The organism is Abyssisolibacter sp. ZYX002 (genome assembly GCF_056892235.1).
Map to the genome: position 1 here is coordinate 915,749 of NZ_JARMXH010000001.1, position 12,783 is coordinate 928,531.

Sequence of the window (12,783 nt, forward strand, 5' to 3'; positions counted from 1 at the left end):
TTACTAATCAAGATTTATTATCTTTTTAAATTTTTTTGCAGATACATGTGGTGTTATTGGAAACCTGTTTATCTCAAGTTTATCATCCCCTAAGTTAACCGATCCTGATTTCACTGTAAATGCCATAGTTATACCTAGCTTTTTGAGTATCTTTTTTGTGTCTTCATTGTATTGACCATAAGGATATGCTAAGTACTTTGTTTTTAATAAATCTATTGATTTTTGTAAATCTTTTTGTATTTCCTCTTCTGTTTTACAGACTAAATAACCTTTTTTATTTTCATCCATCTTATGAAAATCGTGCGTATGGCTTGCATATGTAAAAACATCTTTGGTTTCTTCTATTTCTTTAAAACTTATATGCGGAAAAGTAATTCCTGGTATTTTTTCTGTATCTTTTGGACTATAAGCTGTTACCAGAAATATTGTCGCTTTAAAACCATATTTTTTAAGAATAGGATATGCATGAGTAACGTTACTCTTATATCCATCATCAAATGTTATCAATACACTATTTGGAGGTAATTCTTTTTTTGAATCTAAAAACTCCTCTAATTCTTCAATATTTATAACATTTACATTATTATCTTTTAAGATTTTCATATGTTCTTCAAACAATTCTACATCTAATATAGCACAATTATCTTTATATTTATTGTCTTGATTTTTTATAAGATGATGATACATTAATACTTTGACACCTTTATTATCAGCTTGTCCAAAAATATTGCTATTAAATATAAATATAAGTAGTACTATACACGCAATAGCATATATCTTTACTTTTTTCAATATCAATCTTCCCCCTTAGTTTGTCCAACAGCTAATTATTATTAGCATTTTTATTAAATATTTACCCCTTCATGTTCTTTAATTGTTTTAATTAATTCTTCTACTAAGTATTCTTCTTTGACCTTTTTTATTATCTCACCTTTTTTAAATATCAGACCTTCCCCTTTTCCTCCTGCTAATCCGTAATCAGCTTCTCTTGCTTCTCCTGGGCCATTTACACTACAACCCATCACTGCAACTTTAATAGGTTTTTTAAGCCCTTTAAGCCTTTCTTCAACTAACATAGCCATAGGCACCATATCTATTTGTGTCCTACCACAGGTAGGGCATGATACTATCTTAACTCTATCGTTAAGTATACCTATTGATCTTAATATTTCTTTGCCAGCTTTAACTTCTTCTATTGGATCGCCAGTGAGCGAAACTCTTATTGTATCACCTATACCGTCGATCAACAAGCTTCCTATTCCTATTGCTGATTTAATTGTTCCTTTATATATTGTACCTGCTTCTGTGACTCCTAAGTGCAGTGGATAATCTGTTCTTTTTGCAATCTCTCTGTAAGCATTAACACACAAATTTACGTCACTACTCTTTACTGCTACAACAGTATCATAAAAATTATTTTTTTCTAATATTGATACATGCTCTAATGCACTTTCTACTAGTGAGCTAACATTAACTCCACCGTATTTCTCTAAAAACTCTTTTTTTACTGATCCTGAGTTGACTCCTATTCTTATGGGGATATTTCTATCTTTACATGCTTTTATTACCTCTATGGTTTTTTCCTTTGAACCTATGTTACCTGGATTTATTCTGAGTTTATCTATCCCATTTTTAACACTCTGGATTGCTAATCTATAGTCATAGTGTATATCTGCTACTAGAGGCATATCTGTCAACTCTTTAATCTTTTTTACTGCCTTAGCAGCCTCTATATCAAGTACTGCTATCCTTACTATATCACACCCAGCTTCTTTTAATTTATTTATTTGATGTACTGTTGCTTTTACATCTCTTGTATCTGTATTGGTCATAGATTGGACTGTTATTCTATGCTCACTACCTATACCAATGTCTCTGCAGTAAACGCTACGCGTTTTTCTTCTCATGTTCACTCGCCACCTTTTATTTTATCCAGAGATATATTACATCTTTATATGTCACTGCTAACATTAAAATAATTAATAATACGAAGCCTATAAAATGTACTATCCCTTCTTTTTCTGGATTTATTGGTTTGCCTCTTACTGCTTCTATTATTAGAAATATCAGTCTACCTCCATCTAGTGCAGGTATTGGAAGTAAGTTGAAAAATCCAAGATTTACACTTATTATACCAGTAATAAGCAATACTGCCATAAAGCTGTGATTTGCAGCTTTCCCTATAGTATTGATTATCCCAACTGGGCCTGATACTTCGTTACTCTTAACATTCCCTCTAACTAATCTACCAAAAAAGTCAAACATTTTACCTAGCATTGTAAAGGTATCTTTAAAACCTTGCTTTGTAGCTTTAACTAATGATTTTTCTTGTCTAGACAGTATACCTATAATGTATTTTTTTCCTTCTTCATTGTAAATAGGAGTTAGTTCTTTTTTTATTTCTACTCCGTTTCTTAAAACTGTTATGTCCATAGGTTTATTTTTATTTTTACCTACTATCTGTAGTACATCTTCCCATTCTTTTGTTTCAACTCCGTTTATTGATACTATTTTATCTCCAGCTTCTAGTCCTGCAGTTTTAGCTGGAGTATTATCTTGTACCTTGTCAATTATCGTAGTTGGTACTCCTGAAGAATATGACAACATGATAAAAATAACTATTGCTAATACAAAATTCATAAAAGCCCCTGCTACTAATACTGCCATTCTAGCAGGTATGGATTTGTTAGAGAAGCTTTTAGGGTCTTTTGAGTCCTCGTCTTCTCCTTCCATTTTTACATAACCACCTATTGGTAATGCTCTTAAGGAATACTGAGTTTCTCCATTTTTTCTTGAAAATAATTTAGGCCCCATACCTATTGAAAATTCGTGAACTTTTATACCTACTAACTTTGCTACTGCAAAGTGACCAAACTCGTGAACTAATACTACTAATAGAAATGCGAATATAGTAGCTAGAATTGTTGCAATTGGCATTATAACCACCACCTTATCTTATTTGAGATTCTATATGTTCTCTAGCCCATTTATCTGATTGTAATATATCCTGTAATGTTGGATTCTTTATATTTTTATGATGACTCATAGTATTCTCAATATATACTGGGATATCATTGAATCTTACTTTATCTTCTAAAAATAAATTAACTATTTCTTCGTTTGCTGCGTTTAATACTGCTGTCATTGTTCCCTTTGCTTTTAGTGCATCAAAAGCTAATTTTAAGCAAGGGAATGTTTCCATGTCTGGTCTATCAAATGTTAATTCTTTTATTTTCATGAAATCAAGTTTCTCTACTTTGCTATTTGTTCTTTTTGGGTATGTTAATGCATACTGAATTGGTATCCTCATATCTGTAGGCCCTAATTGAGCTATTATATTACCATCAACAAATTCAACCATTGAATGTATTATACTCTGAGGATGAACTACTACGTCTATTTCCTCTGCTTTGACATCAAATAGCCATTTTGCTTCTATTACTTCTAGTCCTTTGTTCATAAGCGTAGCTGAATCAATACTTATTTTTCTACCCATAGACCAATTCGGATGTTTTAGTGCATCTATAAATGTTACATCTTCAAGCTCACTTTTTGTTTTCCCTCTGAATGGTCCACCTGATGCTGTAAGTATAATCCTGTTGATCTCACTTTTTTTGCCAGAAACCAATGACTGATATATTGCTGAATGTTCGCTGTCTACTGGTATTATATCTACATTGTTTTCTTTTGCATATTTCATTACTAACTGCCCTGCTGCAACTAATGTCTCTTTGTTTGCAAGTGCTATAGTCTTTTTCTCTTTTATAGCTTCTAATGTAGGTTTTAATCCAATCATACCTACTACTGATGTTAGTAATATTTCACTATCTTTGTGGGTCGCTACAGCTATTAGCCCATCCATTCCTCCAAGCACTTCTACATCATATGCTGACATCTTATCTCTTAATTCTAGAGCTTTTGATTCATCTGCTACTGCTACTAGCTTGGGTTTGAACTCTAATATCTGTTCTTCTAAAAGCTCTATGTTACTATTAGCTGATAATGCTACTACTTCTAAATCTAATGAATTTTTAACTACATCTAAAGCTTGTGTACCTATTGAGCCTGTAGACCCTAATATGCTTATTTTTTTCATGACTTTCTCCCTCTTTATAAAATCTATTATACCACTATATAGTTTATTTACATCAGAAATTTTGTAAAATAATAAACTATTGGAGCTGTAAATATTATACTATCAAATCTATCTAACATACCACCATGTCCAGGCATGAAATTACCATAATCTTTTATGCCTGCTATTCTTTTGAATTTTGATGCCGCTATATCTCCAATTTGTGCAAATATTGAGGTAACAAGTCCAAGTAATCCCAATGTTAAAATCATATCTATCTTAAATATATACCCAAATAATATAGATGAAACTATGCATCCTATCATTCCACCTATTGAGCCTTCTACTGTTTTTTTAGGGCTTAATTTGGGACATAGTTTTTTCTTTCCTAAAAGATTGCCTGCAAAATAGGCAAATGTATCTGTTGACCATGCTGTTATAAATACTAGCCATATAAATTTACTGTCACTTAAAAACATCATGTGAGATAAAGTAAATACAACATAAACCATTGAAAATAAATTCATACTTATATCCATAGGTTTTATATCATCTTTGAGTAAAAATATAAACAGCAATATCAATGTGTAAAGAATAAATGTAGCTTGTAATACTATACTGTAATTCTCGCTTTTTAAGAACATAATCAATAACAAGTATATGATTGATACTATATAATTTAGTTCTTTAAAAGGCTTTAACTTATACGCGGTAATTACCTTATGAAATTCGTATAAACCAACTAAGCAAATCACTATTATACCTGTATTTAAATATACTCCCCCAAAGTATAGTAATAGTAGCAATACCGCTCCTATTATTGTTCCACTTATTATTCTTGTCCTCATTTTATCCCACCTAACTAACTAATATATCTATCTTACTATAATATCAGTTCAAAATAAGTTTATCTTTTAATTCTTATGCAAATTAAAGCATTAATAGACATAAGCAGTTTCATTATTGTATATCTCCAAATCTTCTATCTACTTTGTAATAATCGAGTATAGCTCTATAAAAAATTTCTTCATTGAACGCTGGCCAATATACATCTGTAAACCAAAGTTCTGTATATGCACTCTGATATAGTAAAAAGTTACTAAGTCTATAATCTCCACCTGTTCTAATTAGTAACTCTGGTTCTGGTTGATTTTCACTATAAAGGTAACTATTAAACATATCTTCGTTAATTTGCTCTATATCAAGCTCTCCTAATTTTACTTTCATACTAATATTTTTACATGCTTTAACTATATCCGATCTTCCACCATAGTTTAACGCTAAGTTTAACTGTAATTTTGTATTGCCCTCAGTCTTTTTTATTGCTTTTTTTATTTCTTCCCTAGTACCGCTGTCAAATTCGCTTATATTTCCCCATATGTTTATTTTAACATTATTTTTATGCAATGTATTGAGGTCTTTTTTTAGAAACTCTCTTAACAACTTCAACAAATAGCTTACTTCACCATCTGGTCTCTTCCAATTTTCTGTGGAAAACGCAAATACGGTTAGATGTTTTATTCCTATATCTCCACATACTTCTACTATCTTTCTAAGTGTTTTTACTCCTTCTCTATGACCAGCTGTTCTAGGCAAGAACCTTTTTCTTGCCCATCTACCATTGCCATCCATTGTTATTGCTATATGCTTAGGTAGCTCTCTTTTTAGTACTTCATTCTTTAATTTTTCAAGCTCTTTTTTATTCATTGATAAACCTCCAGCTAATGTTAAATGAATATTATGCTAAGTATATTAACTAAGTCAAAATCCCTTCTAAAGAGAAGGGATTCAGACAGTAGACAAAAACTCAATTTCTTAGTTATTACTAAAATTTCCGTTGCTCGCTTATCTCTAATAAGCTCTGCTACTCAATTTTAGTATGCCTTGAACTTGTAATTTTACTACAGTCTGTCAGATAAATGACTTCGCCATCAATCTAAATCCCTTCTAAAAAAGAAGGGATTAAAAATAACAAACTAAAATTTCATTTTTATCGTAATCCAACCTAACTACACGAGCTTCTTTTAGCTCATCACTAAATTTATTGTTGAGTCCTTTAGCATATTTTATCTTTATATTATCCTGCTCTTTGCCTATTATATCTAACGCATCTTCTAATAAAAGCCCTACTATATTGTTCAATATAGATTAAACCTCCATTAATTCTTTTGTCTTCTTGTCTGTTAATTCATCTATTTCTTTTGTATATTTGTCTATAAGCTTTTGTACGTCTGCTTCTGATTTTTTAAGTTCATCATCTGTCATATCTCCGTTTTTGTTCATCTTTTTAAGAGCATCGTTAGCATGTCTTCTTTCGTTTCTTAATGCAACTTTTGAGTTCTCACTAGTTTTCTTAAGAAGCTTTATTAAATTTTTTCTTCTTTCTTCTGTTAATTGTGGTATAGCCAATCTAATCATCTTCCCATCATTTGATGGATTTATTCCTAAATCTGATTTTAATATAGCTTTTTCTATATCTCCTATTATGCTAGGATCATATGGACTAATTGTAAGTAGTCTTGGTTCTGGAGCTGCTACACTAGCTACTTGTTTTAGTGGTGTATCCACTCCATAATATGGTACTGTTATTCTGTCAAGTAATGCAGGGTTAGCCCTACCTGCTCTTATCGTTGCCATTTCGTCTTTTAATACTTTAATGGTCTTCGTCATTTTTTCTTCTAAATCTGTATGAACTTGTAAAAACATATATAATTCCTCCTTATTTTAATTGAGTTCCTATTTTTTCTCCCATAACAACTCTCTTAATATTGTCCCTCTCTTCGATTCCAAATACTATGATTGGTATATCATTATCTTTACATAGCGAAGCTGCTGTTGAATCCATAACACCTAATTCTAAATTCAATACATCTTTTAGTTTTAATTTATCAAATTTCTGAGCATTAGGGTTTTGGATTGGATCTGAATCATAAACTCCATCTACACCTTTTTTAGCTAATAATATTACGTCTGCTTCTATTTCCGCTGCTCTTAATGCAGCTGTTGTGTCTGTTGTGAAATAAGGATTTCCTGTTCCTGCTGCGAATATTACTACTCTTCTCTTTTCTAAGTGTCTTACTGCTCTCCTTCTTATATATGGTTCTGCTATTTGTCTCATTTCTATTGCAGTCTGAACTCTTGTAAGCACTCCCATTCTCTCTAATGCATCTTGCATAGCTAAAGCATTAATAACCGTTGCTAACATTCCCATGTAATCCGCTGTGGTCTTATCCATTTCTTTGCTACTTCTACCTCTCCAGAAATTACCACCACCTACTACTACTGCTACTTCTATGTCCAATTCATGTAAATCTTTTATTTGTCTTGCTATATCCATTAATGTAATTTCATCAAGCCCAAAGCCCTGTTCTCCTCGTAGAGCTTCACCACTTATTTTAAGAACTACTCTATTGTATAAGGGTTTTTTCATATTAACACTCCTAGCTGTTATTAATATTCTATAAAAATCATAAGAATTCCTTTTTTATGTCGTAATTTATTATCCATATCTACCGTTAGTATATTAGTTATATTGTCATAATATACTATCATTCCTTAAAAAGGGCTGTCTTAGAATCTTCAAGACAGCCCCGTATTTTAAATAGTACCTTAAGATTCTGTTATAACATATATAACAATCGCACTATTATTGTATTTAAACTATTGCATTTGCTTTGCTACTTCTTCTGCAAAGTTCTCTTCTTTTTTCTCAATACCTTCTCCAACTTCAAATCTAACAAATCTTCTTATCTTTAAGTTCTCTCCTAACTTAGCTATCTTTTGAACTAAAAGTTCGTTGATTGTTATATCTGGGTCTTTTATAAATTGTTGCTCTAATAGACAATTTTCATTGTAGTATTTTTCTAATCTTCCAACTACCATTTTGTCTACTATATGCTCTGGTTTTCCTTCGTTTAATGCTTGGCTTTTTAATATTTCTTTCTCTTTTTCTATAACTTCTGCTGGTACTTCTTCTCTAGTTACATACTTAGGGTTTTGAGCTGCTACTTGCATAGCTACGTCTTTAGCAAATTGCTTGAACTCTTCGTTTTTAGCAACAAAATCAGTCTCGCTGTTTACTTCTATCAATACTCCTATTCTATTTCCGTGTATGTATGACATAACTACACCTTCTGCTGCTACTCTATCAGCTTTTTTAGCTGCTTTTGAAAGACCTTTCTTTCTTAATAGCTCTATTGCTTTATCTATGTTTCCTTCTGCTTCTACTAATGTTTTTTTGCAGTCCATCATGCCTGCTCCTGTTTTTGTTCTTAACTCTTTTACCATAGCTGCGGTAATATTTGCCATTATATTCGCCTCCTATTTAATTCATAATTATATATAACATACTGTCTGAAAGACTCTCTAGTATATGTCGTAATCTTATAAAAAAGTAAGAGCAAAGGGATAATCGTTCCCTTATAACCCTTACTTATATTTCAACAATTATTCAGCTTTTTTTTCTTCTGCTGGCTCGTTTGTTGTTTCTTCTTCTATTTGCTCTCCTTGTTTACCTTCTAATACTGCATTTGCAACTGTCTTAGTAAGTAATTTAACGGCTCTTATTGCATCATCGTTACCAGGGATAACAAAATCAACTTCATCTGGATCACAGTTAGTATCTACTATAGCTACTACTGGTATTCCTAGAATTCTAGCTTCTCTTATAGCTATCTTTTCTTTTCTTGGATCTACAACAAACAATACATCTGGAAGACCATTCATGTCTTTTATTCCACCTAAGAATTTTTCAAGTCTTTCAGCTTCATGTCTTAGCTTAATAACTTCTTTCTTTGGTAATACATCAAATGTTCCTTCTTCTTCCATTTGCTTAAGCTTTTTAAGACGGTCTATTCTCTTTTTAATAGTCTTATAGTTAGTTAACATTCCACCTAACCATCTTTGACTTACATAATACATTCCGCATCTTTTAGCTTCTTCTTGTATAGCTTCTTGTGCTTGTTTTTTAGTTCCAACAAATAGAACCTTTCCTTTGTTTTCAACTACATCTTTTACAAAGTTATATGCTTGCTCAACTTTTTTTGTTGTCTTTTGAAGATCAATAATATATATGCCGTTTCTAGCTGTGAATATATATTCTGCCATTTTAGGGTTCCATCTTCTTGTTTGATGTCCAAAATGTACACCAGCTTCTAACAGGCCTTTCATAGAAATTACTGACATCTTCGCACCTCCTTATTGTTTTTCCTCCACTTGCTTCACTCTTATAAAGACCTTCATCAAGGCACACTTTATAAGTCACCAAGTGTGTGTATTCACCTATAGTAGTATATCACAATTAGAATTCGTTGACAAGAACTATTTTAAATTCTTAAGCTTCAACATTATTTGTATTTCTCTAATGCCTTTTCCTGTTGTTTTTGCTATATCTATAATACTCATTCCTTCCTTATAGTATCTAAGTATAGCATCTATATCACATGTCGATTCTGCCTGCTCATTTACTAATTCTTGACTGTTTTCTTGATTTTTATAACTACTATCTTTGTTTGTTAATATTTGTTTTTCTTCAATCTCAGTTTCTTTTTTTTCTTCTTGGTTATTCATCTCTACAATCTTCTTTAATTGATCAGCGATTTCGTTTAATATGATTGTATTTTTATCAGCAGCCATTTCTTCGTAATAGTCTTCTTCTATTTTTTTTATTTCTTCTTCACTATATGCAGCTATTAAATCATCAAAGTTATCGACTTCACTTTGTTTGTTATTGTGATTACTAACTAACATTATGACTGCTATTACAAAACATATTATTCCACCACAAACAATGTAAATATACATTTTGCACCTCATATATTTATATTTTTATATCTATATGTCTACCAACATCTCTATTTAGTTTATTTGTTTCTTTCTGATTTTTTGTTTGCTGTTTTTTTCTATTTTTTTTATTGCTTTGTCCACTATTATTTTTATTTCTGCCATCTTTGTTTGTCGATGTCTTATAAGTATCTTCTGTGTTATTTACTTGATTCATCTTTTTATCTGCAACAGTATCTTGCTCGTTAATATATACATTTGCCATGTTTTTGCTACGGTTAAGTTTAGTTTGGTTCATGTTTGATAATTGCTGTGCTCTGGGAATCATATTCTGCATATCAATTGGCTTTATTGGCATTTATTTTCCCTTCCTTCTTATATACTCCCAAATGCTATTTCTTTATCTTTGATGTATACTTTGCACCTTGTATATTGCTTCTTTATAAATGTAATATCGTTTCCTATTGTAATCTTTACTCCTGGATGAACTACTCCTGTTACATAAAGTGCTCCTTTTGACAAATCACTTAACTTCTGCGATAGGTTTTCTTGTTCTATACTGAGCTTTCCATATTCAACATTTATAGCTTTTCTGGCATTTAATGAGCTTACTAACAGCTGCTTTTTCTTGTCGTCTAGTTTGCCTGTTTTTAACAATCTATTTAATAATGTTATGTTTTTATCTAACTTGTCCATATTATTTCTAAGCTTTATCAAGTGATTACAGACATTGTTATATTTTTCTTTTATTTTAGGATCTGCGCCAACTTCTATAATAGTCTTTGTTTCCATTTCTGAGCCTACTATCTTAGCGTGTATTTCTTCTCTTGCTTTACAGCATCCACCTACTATGAGACCCTTTTTTTGACTTACCATTATGCTACCATCACATGCTATATCACTATGCATTATCGCACAAGCTATTATGTTTCCATAACTAAACATCTTACAGTTCTCTATATATTTTGCGATTATATCCCCTTTTGCAGTAAGGTAAGCTTTTTTACCACCCTGTATACCTCTTTTTAGTGTTATTGTTCCATGACTATTTATCCTTGCTGCTTCTACTACTCCCTCTACTATTACATCTCCGTATGCGTTTATTTCGAAGCCTGATTTTACATTTCCTTTTACTATAACTGTTCCATTGAATTTAATATTACCTGTGTTATTATCTACGTTTCCTTTTACTTCAAATGTATCTAATACATTTATTTTACCACTTATTATTTTTATTTGACCATCTCTGCCCGCATAAAGCTTTTCTTCATCCTCAGATAATATAACATTTTGTCCACATTTAATATTTACCTCTTTACCAGGCTTATGCTCTATCGTTTCACCTAGTATACTTATACCATCATGCCCTTGCATAGGTCTTGTCATTTCACACAACAGTTGGTCTTTTTTTACGTTTTCTAGTATATGGAGATTTCTATAATCAACTGTTCCATCCTCTAAAATCTCTGGTGTTATATCCCTTTTGTCGTTAAAGTGATATGTTATATAACCGTTTTCACCATTTATTGTTTCCTTTCCTTCGGCTATCAACGTTTTCTGATTAAATTTTTTATTTTCTATAGCATCTTTTATTTCACTTTCTATTATTCCATAGCTTATCTTTTCATTTATCTGTGATAACGCTTCTTGATATGATATTTTTTTACCCCCATATGAAGGTAAATATACCATGTAAGCCTTCATTTTATCATCTGTAATATCTATTACAAGCTTTTCATCTATTAAGTTTTCTTCTTGCACAGGTGCTATTGTAATCAAATCTGGTCTTCTTTTTTGTATTACATCTTTTATCTTATCTAAATCATAATCATTCACCTTTTTATTATCTAGATATTCCACAATATCACTAACCATTATTAGTTCGCTTGCATAATAATCAAGCACTTTCATGCAAACTCCTTGGTTTAAAAATTTGAACTCTATTTTTTCTGTTAATTCTACTGTCTTAAATTTTGCTTTTCTTACAGTATCGTATGTTATTTTTATTTTATATTTACCATCTTCTGTTCCCTGACCATCTTCTAATATTGTAATGTCTACTTCTTCTATTGTCCTATCAATTTGCTCTAAAACTTCTTCTTTTAGCTTTTCAAGGTTTTTACCTTCTACGATAACATACTCTTTCATTTATCCACCACCATATTATTATAGAAAGCTATATTATACCTTCTTTCTTTAATATATTTTTTAGCATAACTATAGCTTTACTATGAATTTGAGATATTCTTGATTCTGTTAACCCCATAACATTACCAATTTCTTTATAAGTTAGTTCATCATAATAATATAATGAAATAACCATTTGCTCTTTTCTAGGAAGGTTTTTAATATTTTGCGATATTAATTTTTTTGTTTCTGCTCCTAATACTGATATTTCTGGTGTATCATTTTTTGGGTCGTTGAAATTATATTCTCCTAGCGTGCAAGCTATCTCATCTAAAGAGACTATGTTAAACAACGATAAATCTCCTAATGTTTTGTTTATATCATTACTATTTAACCCCGTTTGATCTTCTAATTCTTTCATTGTTGGTTCTCTGTTTAATTTGTTCAGTAGTTTACTAGTCGCTGTTTCTATATCTTTAGCTTTTTTTCTAACTGAACGTGGTAATATATCATATTTTCTTAAGTTATCTATTATTGCACCCTTCACCCTAATTCTTGCATATGATTCAAACTTTATTTCTCTATCAAAGTCAAACTTCTCTATTGCGTCTATTAATCCAAATATTCCATAGCTCACTAAATCTTCATATTCAGTATTACCACCATAATTGGAGTATAGCCGTCCTGCTATTATCTTCACTAAATATATATACTTTTCTATTAAAAGTTTTTTGATTTCCATATCATTATTATTTAACCTGTATTTTTCCCACAAATCTTCCCTCGACACGACTCCTACC

At 31.1% G+C, this 12,783-nt stretch carries 15 protein-coding genes; all 15 read right to left on the reverse strand.

Annotated features, from left to right (window positions below):
- Positions 1-3: 3 nt before the first annotated feature.
- The 15 genes from P3X86_RS04075 to P3X86_RS04145 all read right to left on the reverse strand — a co-directional run bounded on the left by P3X86_RS04075 (position 4) and on the right by P3X86_RS04145 (position 12,773).
- Entirely contained in the window at positions 4-792 is a 789-nt protein-coding gene (locus P3X86_RS04075) for a polysaccharide deacetylase family protein (RefSeq protein WP_483291348.1), read from the reverse strand.
- Between the two features lie 53 nt (positions 793-845).
- Positions 846-1,907: a flavodoxin-dependent (E)-4-hydroxy-3-methylbut-2-enyl-diphosphate synthase gene (gene ispG, locus P3X86_RS04080; protein ID WP_483291349.1), complete on the reverse strand. Its 1,062-nt coding sequence runs from the start codon at positions 1,905-1,907 to the stop codon at positions 846-848.
- A 16-nt stretch (positions 1,908-1,923) separates the two neighbouring features.
- Positions 1,924-2,937, reverse strand: coding sequence for an RIP metalloprotease RseP (rseP, locus tag P3X86_RS04085; protein WP_483291350.1), 1,014 nt, complete (start codon positions 2,935-2,937; stop codon positions 1,924-1,926).
- 13 nt (positions 2,938-2,950) lie between these two features.
- Positions 2,951-4,096 carry a 1-deoxy-D-xylulose-5-phosphate reductoisomerase gene (locus tag P3X86_RS04090; RefSeq protein WP_483291351.1) on the reverse strand — a complete coding sequence of 382 codons (1,146 nt, stop codon included), beginning with the start codon at positions 4,094-4,096 and terminating at the stop codon, positions 2,951-2,953.
- A 47-nt stretch (positions 4,097-4,143) separates the two neighbouring features.
- Complete coding sequence (locus tag P3X86_RS04095; protein WP_483291352.1) at positions 4,144-4,923, reverse strand: phosphatidate cytidylyltransferase; 780 nt, start codon at positions 4,921-4,923, stop codon at positions 4,144-4,146.
- Between the two features lie 112 nt (positions 4,924-5,035).
- Positions 5,036-5,782: an isoprenyl transferase gene (locus P3X86_RS04100; RefSeq protein WP_483291353.1), complete on the reverse strand. Its 747-nt coding sequence runs from the start codon at positions 5,780-5,782 to the stop codon at positions 5,036-5,038.
- 255 nt (positions 5,783-6,037) lie between these two features.
- The gene (locus P3X86_RS04105) at positions 6,038-6,217 is read right to left on the reverse strand and encodes a hypothetical protein (RefSeq protein ID WP_483291354.1); all 180 of its coding nucleotides are present in this window, start codon (positions 6,215-6,217) and stop codon (positions 6,038-6,040) included.
- A gap of 6 nt (positions 6,218-6,223) precedes the next feature.
- Positions 6,224-6,781 carry a ribosome recycling factor gene (frr, locus tag P3X86_RS04110; protein ID WP_483291355.1) on the reverse strand — a complete coding sequence of 186 codons (558 nt, stop codon included), beginning with the start codon at positions 6,779-6,781 and terminating at the stop codon, positions 6,224-6,226.
- Positions 6,782-6,794: 13 nt separating this feature from the next.
- Positions 6,795-7,505: a UMP kinase gene (pyrH, locus tag P3X86_RS04115; protein WP_483291356.1), complete on the reverse strand. Its 711-nt coding sequence runs from the start codon at positions 7,503-7,505 to the stop codon at positions 6,795-6,797.
- 230 nt (positions 7,506-7,735) lie between these two features.
- Positions 7,736-8,383: a translation elongation factor Ts gene (gene tsf, locus P3X86_RS04120; protein WP_483291357.1), complete on the reverse strand. Its 648-nt coding sequence runs from the start codon at positions 8,381-8,383 to the stop codon at positions 7,736-7,738.
- A 138-nt stretch (positions 8,384-8,521) separates the two neighbouring features.
- Positions 8,522-9,259, reverse strand: coding sequence for a 30S ribosomal protein S2 (gene rpsB / locus P3X86_RS04125; protein ID WP_483291358.1), 738 nt, complete (start codon positions 9,257-9,259; stop codon positions 8,522-8,524).
- 135 nt (positions 9,260-9,394) lie between these two features.
- The gene (locus P3X86_RS04130) at positions 9,395-9,877 is read right to left on the reverse strand and encodes a DUF6115 domain-containing protein (RefSeq protein ID WP_483291359.1); all 483 of its coding nucleotides are present in this window, start codon (positions 9,875-9,877) and stop codon (positions 9,395-9,397) included.
- 16 nt (positions 9,878-9,893) lie between these two features.
- Positions 9,894-10,214: a hypothetical protein gene (locus P3X86_RS04135; RefSeq protein WP_483291360.1), complete on the reverse strand. Its 321-nt coding sequence runs from the start codon at positions 10,212-10,214 to the stop codon at positions 9,894-9,896.
- A gap of 17 nt (positions 10,215-10,231) precedes the next feature.
- Positions 10,232-12,004, reverse strand: coding sequence for a DUF342 domain-containing protein (locus tag P3X86_RS04140; protein ID WP_483291361.1), 1,773 nt, complete (start codon positions 12,002-12,004; stop codon positions 10,232-10,234).
- A 28-nt stretch (positions 12,005-12,032) separates the two neighbouring features.
- Positions 12,033-12,773 carry a FliA/WhiG family RNA polymerase sigma factor gene (locus P3X86_RS04145; RefSeq protein WP_483291362.1) on the reverse strand — a complete coding sequence of 247 codons (741 nt, stop codon included), beginning with the start codon at positions 12,771-12,773 and terminating at the stop codon, positions 12,033-12,035.
- Positions 12,774-12,783: the final 10 nt, after the last annotated feature.